The 15,376-nt window shown below is 72.6% G+C and carries 12 protein-coding genes and 1 pseudogene; 8 read left to right on the plus strand and 5 right to left on the minus strand.

Annotated features, from left to right (window positions below; all coding sequences use genetic code 11):
- Positions 1-37: 37 nt before the first annotated feature.
- Positions 38-490 (minus strand): hypothetical protein, encoded by a 453-nt coding sequence (locus AB5J51_RS34490; RefSeq protein ID WP_053787206.1) that lies wholly within the window; start codon positions 488-490, stop codon positions 38-40.
- Between the two features lie 236 nt (positions 491-726).
- Between AB5J51_RS34490 and AB5J51_RS34495 the strand changes: the two genes are divergently transcribed.
- From AB5J51_RS34495 to AB5J51_RS34505, 3 genes are all read left to right on the plus strand, one after another.
- A complete protein-coding gene (locus tag AB5J51_RS34495) occupies positions 727-1,977 on the plus strand; it encodes an MFS transporter (RefSeq protein WP_078987407.1) in 1,251 nt (416 codons plus the stop codon).
- Positions 1,978-2,267: 290 nt separating this feature from the next.
- Positions 2,268-2,999, plus strand: a complete 732-nt coding sequence (locus AB5J51_RS34500) for a peptidoglycan-binding protein (protein ID WP_369779439.1) — start codon at positions 2,268-2,270, stop codon at positions 2,997-2,999.
- 119 nt (positions 3,000-3,118) lie between these two features.
- The gene (locus tag AB5J51_RS34505) at positions 3,119-4,195 is read left to right on the plus strand and encodes an RNA ligase (ATP) (protein ID WP_369779440.1); all 1,077 of its coding nucleotides are present in this window, start codon (positions 3,119-3,121) and stop codon (positions 4,193-4,195) included.
- Between the two features lie 170 nt (positions 4,196-4,365).
- On the opposite strand, the gene AB5J51_RS34510 is transcribed toward AB5J51_RS34505, so the two are convergent.
- Positions 4,366-5,682 (minus strand): ROK family protein, encoded by a 1,317-nt coding sequence (locus AB5J51_RS34510; protein ID WP_369779442.1) that lies wholly within the window; start codon positions 5,680-5,682, stop codon positions 4,366-4,368.
- 195 nt (positions 5,683-5,877) lie between these two features.
- Between AB5J51_RS34510 and AB5J51_RS34515 the strand changes: the two genes are divergently transcribed.
- The 5 genes from AB5J51_RS34515 (at position 5,878) to AB5J51_RS34535 (ending at position 11,505) form a co-directional block, all read left to right on the plus strand.
- On the plus strand, positions 5,878-7,203 hold the full coding sequence (locus tag AB5J51_RS34515; protein ID WP_369779443.1) for a sugar ABC transporter substrate-binding protein: 1,326 nt from the start codon (positions 5,878-5,880) through the stop codon (positions 7,201-7,203).
- A gap of 55 nt (positions 7,204-7,258) precedes the next feature.
- Complete coding sequence (locus AB5J51_RS34520; RefSeq protein WP_369780360.1) at positions 7,259-8,188, plus strand: carbohydrate ABC transporter permease; 930 nt, start codon at positions 7,259-7,261, stop codon at positions 8,186-8,188.
- A complete protein-coding gene (locus AB5J51_RS34525) occupies positions 8,181-9,047 on the plus strand; it encodes a carbohydrate ABC transporter permease (protein WP_053787212.1) in 867 nt (288 codons plus the stop codon). The genes AB5J51_RS34520 and AB5J51_RS34525 overlap by 8 nt, the downstream gene beginning before the upstream one ends.
- Before the next feature lie 22 nt (positions 9,048-9,069).
- Positions 9,070-10,455: a GH1 family beta-glucosidase gene (locus tag AB5J51_RS34530; RefSeq protein ID WP_369779444.1), complete on the plus strand. Its 1,386-nt coding sequence runs from the start codon at positions 9,070-9,072 to the stop codon at positions 10,453-10,455.
- A 132-nt stretch (positions 10,456-10,587) separates the two neighbouring features.
- The gene (locus tag AB5J51_RS34535) at positions 10,588-11,505 is read left to right on the plus strand and encodes an NADP-dependent oxidoreductase (RefSeq protein ID WP_107093521.1); all 918 of its coding nucleotides are present in this window, start codon (positions 10,588-10,590) and stop codon (positions 11,503-11,505) included.
- 7 nt (positions 11,506-11,512) lie between these two features.
- On the opposite strand, the gene AB5J51_RS34540 is transcribed toward AB5J51_RS34535, so the two are convergent.
- The 3 genes and pseudogenes from AB5J51_RS34540 to AB5J51_RS34550 form a co-directional block, all read right to left on the minus strand.
- A complete protein-coding gene (locus AB5J51_RS34540) occupies positions 11,513-12,292 on the minus strand; it encodes a serine/threonine-protein kinase (protein WP_369780361.1) in 780 nt (259 codons plus the stop codon).
- 57 nt (positions 12,293-12,349) lie between these two features.
- Positions 12,350-12,815: pseudogene (locus tag AB5J51_RS34545) on the minus strand (SPFH domain-containing protein); the annotation flags it as partial.
- 187 nt (positions 12,816-13,002) lie between these two features.
- Complete coding sequence (locus AB5J51_RS34550; protein WP_369779445.1) at positions 13,003-15,159, minus strand: discoidin domain-containing protein; 2,157 nt, start codon at positions 15,157-15,159, stop codon at positions 13,003-13,005.
- Positions 15,160-15,376: the final 217 nt, after the last annotated feature.

Raw genomic sequence — 15,376 nt, forward strand, 5'->3', positions numbered from 1 at the left:
ACGGGGGGAGGGTCAAGTCCTGAGCGGTATCTGCTGGTCAGCGGCCATACTGCCGGATGCACAGGTCCACGATGGACGGCGGTACGGCGCCCTCGGCAGCCGCGCACAGCTCGTCCGGCCGGGGCAGCGCGGCCCCCTGCCGCGGGCTGCGCGGCGGTGCGGGCTGGGGCGGGTGGGCCCGGCGCGGCGCGGCCGGCGGCTTCGCGCTGCGCGCGGCGGGCGGCCGGGCGGCCCTGGCGGGCGGACGCTCCGGGTCCGGCTCCTGGTCCGCCCCCGGGAGCTGTCCCAGCGGCAGGGGCCGGGACTCCGGGAGGGGCGGCGGCAGGTCGGGGACGGCGGTCGGGGGCGACGCACCGGCCGGATCCCGCGCCTCCAGCGGCGCCGAGGTGCCGGGCGCCGGGGCCGGGTCCGCGTCCGCGCCTACGGAGACGCAGCCGCTGCTCGCGAGCAGCGCGACGAGGGACAGGGGCAGGGCCCGGCGTAACTGCATCCGACCACCATGCCGTACCGCACGGGCGGCCGGTCCCCGCGCTCACGCGTCCGGGTGACGCGGCCCGGAAGCCGGCCCGCAGCCGGCCCCGGCTGCCGAAACGATTGCTCGGACGGGGAATTTCCGTAGGCTGCCGGACGACGGGAACGACAGTGCGAGTGCCGGGGAGGCGCGACCCCCGGTACGCCGCGCTGCCCTGACCTCGCATCCCGACGGACCGTACGGAGTACCGATCCATGACCGCAGCCGACGCGCCCGGCGACACCGCACCGACTCCTGACCCGCCCCCGCCCGCCGCGTACCCCCCGCCCGCCGCGTACCCCGCGCCCTGGAAGGGCTGGGCGGCCGTCCTCGCCGTCGCTCTCGCGATCTTCTGCCTGATCACCTCCGAACTGCTGCCCGTCGGCCTGCTCACCCCCGTCGGTGACGCCCTCGGGGTGTCCGACGGCACCGCCGGGCTGATGGTGACCGTGCCCGGGCTCGTCGCCGGACTCTGCGCCCCGCTCGTCACCGTCGGCGCCGGGCGGCTCGACCGGCGGCTCGTGCTGTGCGTGCTGATCGCCCTGACGGCGGCCGCCAACCTCGCCGCCGCCGTCGCCCCGGGTTTCGCCGTGCTGCTGGCCGCGCGCCTGCTCGTCGGGGTCGGCGTCGGCGGCTTCTGGGCGCTGGCGGGCGGGCTCGCGGTAAGGCTCGTACCGCAGCGCCACGTCGGCCGGGCCACCGCGCTCGTCTTCGGCGGCGTCCCCACCGCCTCGGTGCTCGGCGTGCCCGCCGGCACGCTGCTCGGCGAACTCGGCGGCTGGCGGGCCGCCTTCGGCGCGGTCGGCGTCCTCGGTCTCCTCGCACTGGCCGCACTGCTCCTGCTGCTGCCCCCGCTGCCGCCGACCCGGGACGTCACCTTCCGCGAACTGCCCGCCCTGCTGCGCGGGAACCGCGGGGTCCGGGCCGGGGTGATCGTCACCTTCCTGGTGGTGACCGGACAGTTCGCCGCCTACACCTTCGTGCGGCCCGTCCTGCAGGACGTGTCCGGCATCGACGCCGCGTACGTGAGCACCCTGCTCCTCGGCTACGGAGCGGCCGGAGTCGGCGGCAACTTCCTGGCCGGGGCGCGCGATGCGTACCGTGCGGTCCTCGTGATCAGCTCCGCGCTGACCGTGGTCCTCGGGCTGATCGCCACCCTGCCGGGAGCGGCCGCCGGGACCGCGCTGCTGCTCGCCTGGGGGCTCGCGTACGGGGGCGTCTCGGTGAGCCTGCAGAGCTGGATGATCAAGGCGGCGCCGGGCGCGGCCGAGGCCGCCACCTCGCTGATGGTGGCCATGTTCAACCTGGCCATCGCGGCGGGCGCCCTGGCGGGCGGGTTCGCGGTCGACGGGATCGGAGCCGCGGCGGCCCCGCTCACCGGCGCCGCGCTGATGCTCGTGGCCGCGGTCACGGTCAGCCTCACCGTGATGGTCCGGATGCCGAGGGCTACCGCTGCCGATGGGTAGACCGGACGGATGGGGCAGTTCGGACAGCCGGCTTGACCCGGGCCATCCCGGGAGGCAAGAGTGCGCCGATCAAGCACTCAAGAACCACCGCATGAGCTGCACTTCGGAGATGTCTCACATGTTCATATCGGTCCGCTCTTCGCTTGACCCCATGACGACCGGAGGCGCCCTCGCGCCGAGTACCGCTGCAGGCGTGGTCCTGGTCGCGCGGCGGCGCAGGGCCTGACCGGCCGGGTGGGGGCCGACACCGCACCGCCGCGCCGGCCCCCACCCATGCCGGGGAGACAACCGTGTCCCAGCATCCCGATGAGAGCGGAAGCGTCCCCGGGGACCACCCGCTCGTAGGCCCGTACGGCGCACCCTCCGGGCGGCCGTACCGGGCGACCACGCCCGCCTGGCCCCACACCGGACCCGTCCCCGTCTCCTTCCACGTGCCCGAGGGGCGGCGCGGGGACGACCCCGAGCGGGCGGCCGCGGCCACCGGCGCCGCCGATGCCCGCACCGCCCGGCGGGACCGCGGCAGCCCGCTCCCGCTGGCGGCCTTGGCCCTGCTCGCCCTCGGTGCGGCCGGCGGGCTGGTGTTCCTGCTGAGCAGCCCCGATCCGAGGCCCGAGCGGGCCGTGAAGCCGCCCGAGTTGTCCGTTCCGATGCTCCCGGCGCGCAGTCCTGCCGCAGGCGACGAACCCTCGCACAAGGGGTCCGCACGGGCATCCGCGCCGGCGGCCGCATCGGCGTCGGCCGGCCCGTCCGCGAGCGGGACGCCGAAGTCGGCGCCCCCGCCGAGCGCCTCCGGGCAGCGGCCGGCGGGGACCTCCGGGACGCTGCGGATGGGCGACCGCGGGCCCGAGGTGAGCGCCCTGCAGGAGCGGCTCCGCGGCCAGGGGTTCACGTACGTGGACGTCACCGGGGTCTACGACGGCCAGACCAAGCGCGGGGTCGCCCAGCTCCAGCGCGACCGGGACATCAAGGGCGACCAGCCGGGCGTCTACGGCCCGGCCACCCGGGCAGCTTTCGGAGGCTGACCCGCCGGGTGGCGGGCGGGTCAGGCTAGCACCGCGATATCGGCTGGACCAGCAAAAATGCCGGGCCGCAGAGTGGACGCCGTCGCACACGACGCCGTCACATCCGAGGAGTTGCGCACATGTCGACCTTGCGAGTCACCGCCGAAGAGCTGACCGTCCACGAGCATCCGAACGCCGACGCGCTGGAGCTGGCCCAGGTGGGTCTCTACCGCGCCGTCGTCGCCAAGGGCGCCTACCGCACCGGCGAGTTCGCCGTGTACATACCCGAACAGGCCGTGCTGCCCGCCGAGCTGATCGAGGAGCTCGGCCTGACCGGCCGCCTGGCGGGCGGTTCCGCCGACCGGGTCAAGGCCGTCCGGCTGCGCGGTGAGCTCTCGCAGGGGCTGGTGTGCCGGCCGCGCGCGCTGGCCGACGTGGACCTGGTGCAGGCGGCCGAGCAGGGTACGGACTTCGCCGAGCTGCTCGGGATCACCAAATGGGCGCCGCCCGTCCCGACGACCATGAACGGCGAGGTGGGGGCCGCGCCCGACCTGCTGCCCTGGGTGGACATCGAGAACCTCCAGCGCTATCCGCACCTCTTCGAGCCCGGCGAGCCGGTCGTCCTCACCGAGAAACTTCACGGCACGGCCTGCCTGCTGACGTACGTCGCGGACGGCGGGCGCGTGCTGGTCTCCTCCAAGGGCTTCGGCTCCAAGGGGCTGGCGCTCAAGGAGGAGGACCGCAACCTCTACTGGCGGGCCGTACGCGGCCACGGCGTCCCGGAGGTCGCCGCGAAGCTGGCCGCCCGGCTGGGCGCGACCCGGATCGGCGTCTTCGGCGAGGTGTACGGGGCGGGCGTCCAGGACCTCGGGTACGGGACCGATGCGCGTACGGCCGCCACGGGGCCGGGGTACGCCGTCTTCGACGTGTCCGCGGAGATCGACGGCCAGGTGCGCTGGCTGGACCCGCACGAGCTGCTCCAGGACGGCGAACTGCCGCTCGTACCGCGGCTGTTCGAGGGTCCGTACGAGCTCGACGCGGTACTGGCCCTGGCCAGCGGCCGGGAGACGGTGTCCGGCCGGGCCGTGCACCTGCGCGAGGGCGTCGTGATCCGCCCGGCGGCCGAACGCTACAGCCCGGTGGTCGGCGGCCGCGCGATCGCCAAGGCGGTCAGCCCGGCGTACCTCACCCGCAAGGGAGGCACGGAGTACGAGTGACCCCGGCGCGTGCAGCAGGGCCCGGTCAGCCTGGCCCGATGCCCGCACCGGATGCGCTCTCCCGTGCCCTCGACACCCCCGCGGACCCGCCGCTGTGCGCGTTGCCGCCCGGCGTGGCGGCTTTCCGGTCTGACCTGTCTGCCGCTCACGCCGGGGCCGCGCCGTCCGGCTCAGCCCCGGCGGGCCGCCGACCCGCCGCGGACCTCCAGGGCCGTGCGCCAGCCCGGCGGTTCGGTCTGCGGCTGCGGGGGCGTGCGGCGGCCGCCCGTGGCGAAGAAGGCCGACAGCGGGAGGGTCGCCGCCCCGACCGTGACCGCGTCCGGGCCCAGGGAGCCCAGGTCGATGCTGACGCGGTCGGCGGGATGGCGCAGGGAGTACCGGGTCGCGTGCTCCCGTACGGCGGGCAGGATGTGCGGGCCCAGCAGCAGGCCCGCCCATCCGCCGATCAGGATGCGCTCCGGCCGGAACAGGTTGATGACGTCCGACAGGCCCGCGCCCAGGTACTCCGCGGTCTCCTCCAGGACCTCCAGGGCCACCGGATCCGCCGCGACCGCCGCCGCCAGCAGGGCCGACAGGGCCTCCTCCTCGTCCACCGCCTCGCCCGCGCCCGCGCCCCCGCCCCGCTCCGCCCAGCGCGCCAGCAGTGACTCGGCTCCCGTGTACGCCTCGAGGCAGCCCAGCGCCCCGCACCGGCAGCGTCGTCCCCGTACCGACACCGTGAGGTGCCCCCACTCCAGCGCGGTGCCCTGCGTCGTGCCCCCGTCGGGCGAGCCGTCCGTGATCAGGCTGGCGCCGACGCCCGAGCCGAACAGGACGACGACGGCCTCCCTGGCCCCGCGCCCCGCCCCGAACCACATCTCGGCCTGGCCGAGCGTGCGGGCGCCGTTGTCGATGATGTACGGGACCTCGTCCGGCAGGGCCCCGGTCGCGCGCAGCAGCGCCTCCAGCGGCACCGCGTCCCAGCCGATGGTCTGTCCGTGCACGACCGCTCCGCCCGGTGCCTCGCGGTCCACGATGCCGGGGACGCCGACGCCGACGCCCAGCAGCCGCTCGGTCCCGACCGCGGTCTCGGCCAGGACGGCGGCGATCCCGGCCCGGACGTGGTCCACGACCGGGCCGACGTCGTAGCAGCCGCGCGGCTGCAACGGCAGTTCGGCGCGGGCCAGTTCGGTGAGCGCCAGGTCGAACAGCTCGACGCGTACCCGGGTTTCGCCGACGTCGACCCCGATCATGTGGGCGCTGCCGGGGGCCACGCGCAGCAGGGTGCGGGGCCGGCCGCCGTCCGAGTCGACGATGCCCGCCTCCTCCAGGAGTCCGTCCGCGACGAGTTCGCCGACCACGTTGCTGACGGAACCGGAGCTCAGGCCGGTGGCGGGCCCGAGTTCCTGCCGGCTCATCGGCCCGCCGAAGTACAGCCGCTGGAGCACGGCGCTGCGGTTGCCGCGCCGCAGGTCCCGCACCGTACGGCCGCCACGCCCTGTGGTCATCTGGCTCCTTCCGTCCTGCCGTCCGCCCTGTCGTCGCTCGCAACATACCCGTGCGGGACCCCTTGACGCGACCCTTTCACGAGGCTTAACTCACGTCCTGAATTAAGGACTTGACGCGGTGGGCGCCTTCGAAGCGCCCGAGCCGAGACCACCCGCCGGCCTTCCCCCGACCCTGCCGAAAGGGGCCGATCCGCCATGCGCAGAACCCGAGCCGCCGCTGCCGCCGTCACCGCCTGTCTGCTCGCCGCCGGTGCCACCGCCTGCGGCGGCGGCACCGCGGACAACGGCGGCGGCTCCAACGCCGCCCCCAGGGAGCTCACGTACTGGGCCTCCAACCAGGGCCCCGACCTCGCAGCGGACCAGGCGGCCCTCGGCCCGGAGCTGAAGAAGTTCGAGGAGCAGACCGGCATCAAGGTCAAGCTCGAAGTCGTCCCCTGGTCCGACCTGCTCAACCGGATCCTCGCCGCCACCGCCACCGCCTCGGGCCAGGGCCCCGACGTCCTCAACATCGGCAACACCTGGTCCGCCTCCCTCCAGGCCACCGGAGCGCTGCTCCCGTGGGACGCGGAGAACTTCGACGCGATCGGCGGCAAGGACCGCTTCGTGGAGTCGGCCATCGGCTCGGCGGGCGCCGCCGGCCAGGACCCGGCCGCCGTCCCGCTCTACTCGATGTCGTACGCGCTCTACTACAACAAGAAGATGTTCCAGGAGGCGGGCATAGCGAAGCCCCCCGCCACCTGGGACGAGATGGTCACGGTCGGCCGGAGCCTGTCCAAGGACGGCAAGTGGGCGCTCGGCGCCGAAGGGGGCAACCTCGCCAACAACATCCACCAGGTCTTCGTCCTCGCCAAGCAGCACGGCGCGGACTTCTTCGACGCGGCCGGGAAGCCCACCTTCGACTCCCCGGGCGCCGTCGACGCCGTCAAGCAGTACGTGGACCTGATGGCCAAGGACAGGATCATCGCGCCGGGCAACGCCGAGTACGCGCAGAACCAGTCCCTCCAGGACTTCGCCAACGGCAAGACCGCCATGGTCCTGTGGCAGAGCGCCGCCTCCTCCTTCAAGAGCCACGGCATGAAGGAGGGCGACTGGGGTGTGGCCCCGGCCCCGGTGCCCGCCGGCGGTGCACCCGGCACCGGCCGGGGCACCAACTCCATGGTCGCCGGCATCAACCTGGCCGTCTTCAAGAACACCGACAACATGGACGGCTCCCTCAAGTTCGTGAAGTTCATGACCGGCGACGAGGAGCAGAAGATCCTCAACAAGACCTACGGCTCCATCCCGCCGGTCAAGGCCGCCCAGAGCGACCCCGCCTTCGCCACCGAAGACCTCACCGTGCTCCGCACCACCCTCGGCACCAGCGCCGCCCCGCTCCCGCAGGTCCCGCAGGAGTCCCAGTTCGAGACCGCCGTCGGCACCGCCGTCAAGGAGCTCTTCGCCGACGCGGCAGCGGGCCGGCCCGTCACCACCGAGTCGGTCAAGGCCAAACTCACCAAGGCCCAGCAGCAGATGGCGAGCTGAGCCCGGCCCGATGAGCACTATGAGCCACACGAGCCGCGTACGCCGCGACAGCCGCATGAGCCCCAAGACCGCCCGTCTGCGCCGCAGCGCGCTGCCCTACCTCCTGCTCCTGCCCGCCCTGCTCCTCGAACTGCTCGTCCACCTCGTCCCCATGGTGATGGGCATCCTGATGAGCTTCCGGCAGCTGACCCAGTTCTTCATCCGAGACTGGTCCCGCGCCCCCTGGACGGGACTGGCCAACTACGAACTCGCCGTCGACGTCAACCGGCCCGTCGGCGAGGCCCTCCTGCGCTCCTTCCTCACCACCTGCCTGTTCACCCTGCTCTCCGTCGGCCTGTGCTGGCTGCTGGGCACCGCGGCAGCGGTGTTCATGCAGGACAACTTCCGCGGCCGCGGCATCCTGCGCGCCCTGTTCCTCGTCCCGTACGCCCTGCCCGTGTACGCGGCCGTCATCACCTGGGCGTTCATGTTCCAGCGGGACAACGGCCTGGTGAACCACGTCCTCCACGACCAGCTCGGGCTCGGCGGCGCCGAGCACACCTTCTGGCTGCTGGGCGACAACAGCTTCTGGGCCCTGCTGACCGTCTCCGTCTGGAAGGGCTGGCCCTTCGCATTCCTCATCGTGATGGCCGCCCTGCAGAACATCCCCGCGGAGCTGTACGAGGCCGCCGCGCTGGACGGCGCCGGAGTCTGGCAGCAGATCCGCCGGATCACCCTGCCCTCGGTCGGCGCGGTCAACCAGGTGCTGGTCCTGGTGCTGTTCCTCTGGACCTTCAACGACTTCAACACACCGTTCGTACTGTTCGGCAGATCGGCCCCCGAAGCCGCCGACCTGATCTCCCTCCACATCTACCAATCCAGCTTCGTCACCTGGAACTTCGGCACCGGATCGGCAATGTCCGTCCTCCTGCTGATCTTCCTGCTGCTGGTGACCGCCGGCTACCTGCTCGCCACGACACGCGGACGCAGGAGCGAGCGTGCCTGACCGCCGCCGACCATCGCCGCTGGCCCCGCCCGCCTCCTTCCGCGTGATCCGCGCCGCCTTCCTGACCCTGCTCACCGGCTTCGTCCTGCTGCCCGTCTACGTGATGGTCACCAGCTCGCTCAAACCGCTCCAGGACGTCGCGGGCCGCTTCCGGTGGATCCCCAGCCGGCTCACCGTCCGCCCCTACACCGACATCTGGCACACCGTCCCGCTCGCCCGGTACTTCGTGAACTCCCTGATCGTGGCGGGCGCGGCCACCGCCGCTTCCGTCGTCATCGCCGTCTTCGCGGCCTACGCGGTCAGCCGCCACCGCTTCCGCGGCAAGCGCCTGTTCACCGTCACCGTGCTCTCCACCCAGATGTTCCCCGGGATCCTCTTCCTCCTCCCGCTGTTCCTGATCTTCGTGAACGTCGGCAACGCCACGGGAATCGCCCTCTACGGCTCACGTGGCGCCCTGATCCTCACGTACCTGACCTTCTCCCTCCCCTTCTCCATCTGGATGCTCATCGGCTACTTCGACTCGGTGCCCCGAGACCTCGACGAGGCGGCCACCGTCGACGGCTGCGGCCCCCTCGGCGCGCTCTTGCGGGTCGTGGTCCCGGCCGCCGTCCCCGGCATCGTCGCCGTCGCCGTGTACGCCTTCATGACCGCCTGGGGCGAGGTGCTCTTCGCCTCCGTCATGACGAACGACACCACCCGCACCCTCGCCGTCGGCCTGCAGGGCTACTCCACGCAGAACGACGTCTACTGGAACCAGATCATGGCCGCCTCGCTCGTCGTCAGCATCCCCGTCGTCGCCGGATTCCTGCTGCTGCAGCGGTACCTGGTGGCCGGCCTCACGGCGGGAGCCGTCAAATGACCCGTTCGGCAGGAGCCGTCAAGTGACCCTTTCCGAAGCCCGCTGCGACACCGGCGAAGAGACCGGCCGCATCGACCTCGCCGCGCTGCCCCGCGACTTCGCCTGGGGCACCGCGACCTCCGCCTACCAGATCGAAGGGGCGGTCGACGAGGACGGCCGCGCCCCCTCCATCTGGGACACGTTCTCCCACACCCCCGGCGCCGTCGCCGGCGGCCACACCGGCGACACCGCCTGCGACCACTACCACCGCTGGCGCGAGGACATCGCCCTGATGCGGGAGCTCGGCACCAACGCCTACCGGATGTCCGTCGCCTGGCCGCGCGTGGTCCCCGGCGGCGACGGCCCCGCCAACCCCAAGGGCCTCGCCTTCTACGACCGGCTCGTCGACGGGCTGCTCGCGGCCGGGATCACCCCCTGCGTCACCCTCTACCACTGGGACCTGCCCCAGGCCCTCCAGGACCGCGGGGGCTGGCCCGAGCGGGCGACCGCCGAGCACTTCGCCGCGTACGCCGGCCTCGTCGCCGCCCGCCTCGGCGACCGGGTCACCCAGTGGGCCACGCTCAACGAGCCGCTGTGCTCGGCGTGGATCGGCCACCTGGAAGGCAGGATGGCCCCCGGCCGGCGCGACCTCACCGCCGCCGTCCGCGCCTCCTACCACCTGCTGCTCGGCCACGGCCTCGCCGCCCAGGCCGTCCGCGCGGCCGCCCCCGGCGCGCAGATCGGCATCGTCAACAACCTCTCCACCGTCGAACCCGCCGGCGACGGCGAAGCCGACCGGGCGGCGGCCCTGCGCATGGACGGCCACGTCAACCGCTGGTGGCTCGACCCCGTCCACGGCCGCGGCTTCCCCGCCGACATGCGCGAGGTCTACGCCGTCGACCTCCCAGAACGCCCCGGTGACGCAGCGGCCATCGCCGCCCCGCTCGACTGGACCGGCCTGAACTACTACTTCCCGCAGACCGTCACCGCCGACCCGGCCGGCCCCGCCCCGTACGCCCGACAGACCGACCGGCCCGGCGTCCCGCGCACCGGCATGGACTGGGAGGTCGACGCGAACGGCCTCGAGACCCTGCTCATGCGGCTGACCGAGGAGTACGGGGCCCGGCGCATCCACGTCACCGAGAACGGCTCCTCGTACCACGACACCGTTGCCGCCGACGGCAGCGTCCACGACCCCGAACGGGCCGCGTACCTGACCGGGCACCTGGCGGCCTGCGCCCGCGCCGCCCGCCGCGGCGCACCGGTGGCCGGGTACTACGCCTGGTCCCTGCTGGACAACTTCGAGTGGGCGTACGGCTACGACAAGCGCTTCGGCCTCGTCCGCGTCGACTACGCCACCCAGCGCCGCACGATCAAGACCAGCGGCCGCCGCTACGCCGAGGTGATCGCCGCGTTCCGGGCCCTGTGAGCCCGCAGGTCCCCGCGCCGCGCCGGGCCCGCCCCGCTTCTCGGGGCGGGCCCGGTCATTCGTGATGGGATGGGAAGCGACGGCTCATGGCTGACGGTTCACGGAGAGGTCGGGTAGATGTCCGAGGACACCATGCGGGCGATGGCGTACGAGACGTACGGAGGGACGGAGGTGCTCACCGAGACCCGGCTGCCGATGCCCAAGCTCGCCCCGGGCGAGCTCCTCGTCCGGGTCAAGTGCGCCTCGGTCAACCCCGTCGACTGGAAGATCATGTCGGGCGGGCTCGACGCCCTGATGGACGTCGTGTACCCCGTCGTCCCCGGCTGGGACGTCGCCGGCACGGTCGAGCGGGTCGGCATCGACACACCCGAGTTCTCGGTCGGCGACGAGGTCATGGCCTACGCCCGCAAGGACTACGTGCACGGAGGGACGTTCGCCGAGTACGTCAGCGTGCCCGTCCGCGCCGCCGCGGCCAAGCCCGCCTCGCTCAGCTGGCACGAGGCGGCCGGCCTGCCGCTGGCCGGGCTCACCGCGTACCAGCTGCTCACCCGGCTCGCCACCGGCAAGGACGACACCGTCCTCATCCACGGCGCTGCCGGCGGCGTCGGGTCCTTCGGCGTGCAGATCGCCCGCGCACTCGGCGCCCGGGTCATCGGCACCGCCTCGCCGCGCAACCACGACCGGCTGCGCGACCTCGGCTGCGAGCCCGTCGAGTACGGGGACGGCCTGGTCGACCGGGTGCGCGCCCTCGCCCCCGACGGCATCACCGTCGCCGCGGACTTCGTCGGCGGCGTCCTCGACGTCACCCAGGCGGTCCTGGCGAACGGCGGCCGGCACGCCTCCATCGCCGACCACACCGTGCTCGGTGCGGGCGGCCAGTGGATGTGGGTCCGGCCCGACGCCGAGGGCTTGGCGGAGCTGGCCCGGCTCACCGAGAGCGGGCAGCTCACGGTCACCATCGCCAAGACGTTCCCGCTCTCGGAGCTGGCGGCGGCCTTCGAGTTCAGCCAGACCGGACGCGCCGCCGGAAAGATCATCCTGGAGGTCTGAGGCCTTCTCAGTTCGCGTCAGCGGTCGGCATGTTGTACAGGTCCACCATCGTCCGTACGGCCGGGGGCAGCCAGTCCCCGGCCGGCTTCTCGCCCCCGCCGTTCAGGCGCTCCAGGATCTGCGCCGGGGTCGGCCGGGCGGCAGGGTCGGTGGAGAGGCAGGCCGTCACGATCGCCGACAGGTCCGCGGGCAGCGGCCGCAGAGCCGTCGCCAGTTCCGTTCCCGGCGGGAAGGGCGCGGCGCCGCACGCGTGGCCCAGCACCATCCCGAAGGCGTACGCGTCGACCGCCGGTGTGAGCGGAGCCCCCGACAGCTGCTCCGGGGCGAGGAAGCCCCGGGTGCCGACCAGGAAGTCCGTCCGGGTCAGGGCGGTGGCGTCCACCGCCCGCGCGATCCCGAAGTCGATCACCCGTGCGCCCGACTCCGAGATGATGATGTTGCCGGGTTTCAGATCGCGGTGGACGATCCCGCAGGCGTGGATCCCCTCCAGCGCCTCGGCCACCCCCAGTGCCAGGGTGCGCAGCGTCCGGTCCGGCAGCGCCCCGTGCTCCCGCAGGACGGTGAACAGGGACGGGCCGGGAATGTACTCCGTCACCAGCCAGGGCTGTTCTTCCTCGGCAGACGCGTCCACCACCTGTGCCGTGTGGAAGCCGCCCACCCGGCGCACGGAGTCGATCTCCCGCGCGAACCGCCGCCGGAACCCCGGATCCGCCGCCAGCTCCGCCCGTACGACCTTCACCGCAACGCGCCGCTCACCGGGCGACAGCCCCAGGTAGACCGTCCCCATCCCGCCCTCGCCGAGCCGGGCGGTGAGCCGGTAGCGGCCGACCCGGCGCGGGTCGTCCGGCAGCAGCGGATCGTGCTGCACGGCCCGTACGGAAACCCTGGCAGGTACCGCCCGCGCGCCGCGCCGGAGGAGCTCCGCGACCGCCACCTCGCCTTCGGCGCGCAGGGCCGCGGCCTTGGCCTCACCCTCGGCGCGCAGGATGGAGGACTGCTTCTCGCCCTCGGCGCGCAGGATCTCGGACTGGCGGACACCTTCGGCCTGGAGGATCGCGGCGCGCTTGTCGCGGTCGGCGCGCATCTGCTTGCTGCGGCGGGAACGGCACGACCTGCTCGCGCAGGTCGATGCGGTTGCGGATCGTGTCGATGAAGGGGACGACGACGTGGCGGCCCGCGTTGAGGGTGCGCGTGTAGCGGCCGGAGCGTTCGACGATGGCGGCGCTGGCCTGCGGGATCACCTGGACCGTCCTGATCGCAACGAACACCAGGCCGATCAGGAGCAGGGCCGCCGCCACCCACGGGATCACTTCTGACCAGCTGGTTCCGGGAAGATCTGCTGACAAGTGCTTCCGTCCTCGCACGCGCACGCTTTGCCGGAAGCGAATTCTGACAGAACTCCGTTGCTGCGCACACTGATTGGGCGAGGTTGGGCCCGTGATCGGGGAACGCGGGGCGGCTGGGCGCCGCCCCGCGTTTTCGGAGGCCGGTGGCGGGTCAGGGGAAGGAGACGACCGTGGACGGGGTCGTCGAGGTGCCCGAGGTCGGCGCGCCCGTGGTGTTGATGACGTGCTCGTACTGGCCCTTGCCGCCGAGCGAGACGACGAGCAGGTCGTGGAACCGCACGCCCGGCTTCACCGGCGCCTGGAAGCCGTGGTCCTGACGGATCGTCGGGTCCACGTTGTAGAAGCAGTAGCTGCCCAGCCCCCAGCCCTCGTGGGTGGTCACCGAGTCGGCCACCTTGTACGCCGCGTAGCCCTTGGTCGCACCGTTCTGGATCGCCGCCTGGTTCGGGGCGTCGTACGCCTTCTCGTTCTGGAAGAAGACCGTGCGGCCGCGCTCGCCGTTCCACTCCACGTCGTACTTGTTGAAGTGCTCCACGAACAATCCGGTGGCCAGGACGTCGTCACCGTGCACGCGGAACCCGTAGTCGGCGCGGTTGGTCTCCCAGCCCACCCCGTCGCCGTGGTCGGCGCGCCAGATCCAGGTGTGGTCGACGATCGTGTCGTGGTTGTTGATCACCATGCCGACGGTGGCCTTGCCGGGGCCGGCGCCGCCGACCCGGATGAACACGTCCTGCACGGTCGTTGGGTTGCCGCCGTGGTCCGTGGTCGTGCCGGCCGGGCCGACCTCCAGCAGGCTCGGCGAGTTGACCGGCCCGGCGTCGATCAGGAACCCGGCGAGCTTCACGCCGTCGACGTCGGCGACCTTCATCGCCGTGACCCCGTTGTCCGGGACGATCGTGGCGAGGCCGAGGCCCAGGACGACCGTGTCCGCGCGGTTCACCCGGACGGTCTGGTCGACGTGGTAGACGCCGGGCGTGAACAGCAGGTGCAGACCCTGGGCCAGTGCCTGGTTCATCGTCGCGGCGGTCGTGCCCGGCCTGACCACGTAGAACCGGCTCAGCGGGATCGAGGTGCCCTGCGGCGCGCCGTTGCCCCAGGAGGTCCCGCGGGCGTTCACCCGCTTTGCCGGGACGAAGACCTTGTACTCGGTCCCGTCGAGGTACAGGAAGGGCTTCTCCCGGGATACGGGGGTGGAGTCGAGCGTGGTGTACGGCGGGTTCGGGAAGGACTGGGCGGGCGCGCCCTGGACACCGGAGAAGACCTGGTTCCAGACGCCGTTGCCCCAGCTGCCGATCGCGCTGTCACGGGTGTACCACTGCTGCTGCGAGTAGTTGCCGACCTGGCCGTCGATCTTGGAGTCGGCGATGTAGCCGCCGGAGGCCCAGCCGAAGCCGTCGGGGGCCAGGTTGAGGCCGCCCTTGACGTGCATGCGGCGGAAGGGTGCGGCCTGGGAGACGGCCCAGCGGTCGGTGCCGTTCACCGGGTTGAGCGCGAGGTTCTCGGCCGAACGCCAGAAGTTCTGGGTGGCGTTGCCGCCGAACCAGCCGGCGTCGACGGTCACGTCACCGTTGATGGTGGTGTCGTCGGGGCTGAGGCCCAGCCCCGAGACGGAGGTGTAGAAGCCGATCTGGGCGTTGAGGCCGTTGTACGTGCCCGGCTTGAACAGGAACTGGTAGCGGCCGGCGCCGAACTGGGCCGACTCCTGCTGCCGGAAGACCTCGTCGAGCCTGGCCTGGATGTCCGGCGTGGACGGGTCGAAGACGATCACGTTGGGGCCGAGGTCGCCGCCGCCGGGGAGGGTGGGGCCCGTGTCGGTGGTGCCGAAGACCTGGAACTCGTAGAGGGAATAGCCCCACTGGGTGGCGCGCTGGGTGCCGTACACGCGGACGTGGCGGGCGGTGCCCGTGATGTCGTGGGTCCGGACCCCGCCGGTGGCGGCGGTCGTGGAGTAGGCGGTGCTCCAGTGCGTGCCGTCGTCGGACAGCTCGATCCGGTACGCCGTCGCGTACGCGGTCTCCCAGCGCAGCACCACCTGACTGACCCGGGCGGGGGTGCCGAGGTCGACCTGTATCCACTGCGGGTCGGCGAACTGACTCGACCATCGCGTGGCGTTGTCGCCGTCGACGGCGGCGGAGGCGGGGGTGGCGCCGTTCTCCTGGCTGGAGGCGGTGGCGGGTCTGCCCTGGGAGAGGAGGACGGGTGCGGCCTGGGCGGCGGTACCCGGCAGCAGTACGAGGAGGGCCGCGACCAGCGCGGCGGCGAGAGCCGCGACCGTCAGTCGCGGTGGATGGTCCGAGAGGCGGGGCATGGGGGGCTCTCCTGACGTCGTGTATCCGGGGGGACCGAAGCGTGAGTGAACTGCCCGCCACGAGGGCCGTCAAGGGTTTCCGCGTTCATGAAGTGAAGGTCTGAGGGAGTGTCAATTGCCCGTGGGGCCTGTGAACTCGCAGTTTCTTCAATCCTTGTGAAAAGTGTTGACGAAAAAAGACGGCAGGACTCTACTGAGATTTCAGGCCGCTCTGTCC

This window comes from Streptomyces sp. R33 (assembly GCF_041200175.1).
GTDB lineage: Bacteria > Actinomycetota > Actinomycetes > Streptomycetales > Streptomycetaceae > Streptomyces > Streptomyces katrae_B.

Coding starts and splice junctions, on each gene's coding strand:
- AB5J51_RS34490 (WP_053787206.1), bottom strand. CDS start 490: ATGCAGTTACGCCGGGCCCTGCCCCTGTCCCTCGTCGCGCTGCTCGCG.
- AB5J51_RS34495 (WP_078987407.1), top strand. CDS start 727: ATGACCGCAGCCGACGCGCCCGGCGACACCGCACCGACTCCTGACCCG.
- AB5J51_RS34505 (WP_369779440.1), top strand. CDS start 3,119: ATGTCGACCTTGCGAGTCACCGCCGAAGAGCTGACCGTCCACGAGCAT.
- AB5J51_RS34510 (WP_369779442.1), bottom strand. CDS start 5,682: ATGACCACAGGGCGTGGCGGCCGTACGGTGCGGGACCTGCGGCGCGGC.
- AB5J51_RS34515 (WP_369779443.1), top strand. CDS start 5,878: ATGCGCAGAACCCGAGCCGCCGCTGCCGCCGTCACCGCCTGTCTGCTC.
- AB5J51_RS34520 (WP_369780360.1), top strand. CDS start 7,259: ATGAGCCCCAAGACCGCCCGTCTGCGCCGCAGCGCGCTGCCCTACCTC.
- AB5J51_RS34535 (WP_107093521.1), top strand. CDS start 10,588: ATGCGGGCGATGGCGTACGAGACGTACGGAGGGACGGAGGTGCTCACC.
- AB5J51_RS34540 (WP_369780361.1), bottom strand. CDS start 12,292: ATGGGGACGGTCTACCTGGGGCTGTCGCCCGGTGAGCGGCGCGTTGCG.
- AB5J51_RS34550 (WP_369779445.1), bottom strand. CDS start 15,159: ATGCCCCGCCTCTCGGACCATCCACCGCGACTGACGGTCGCGGCTCTC.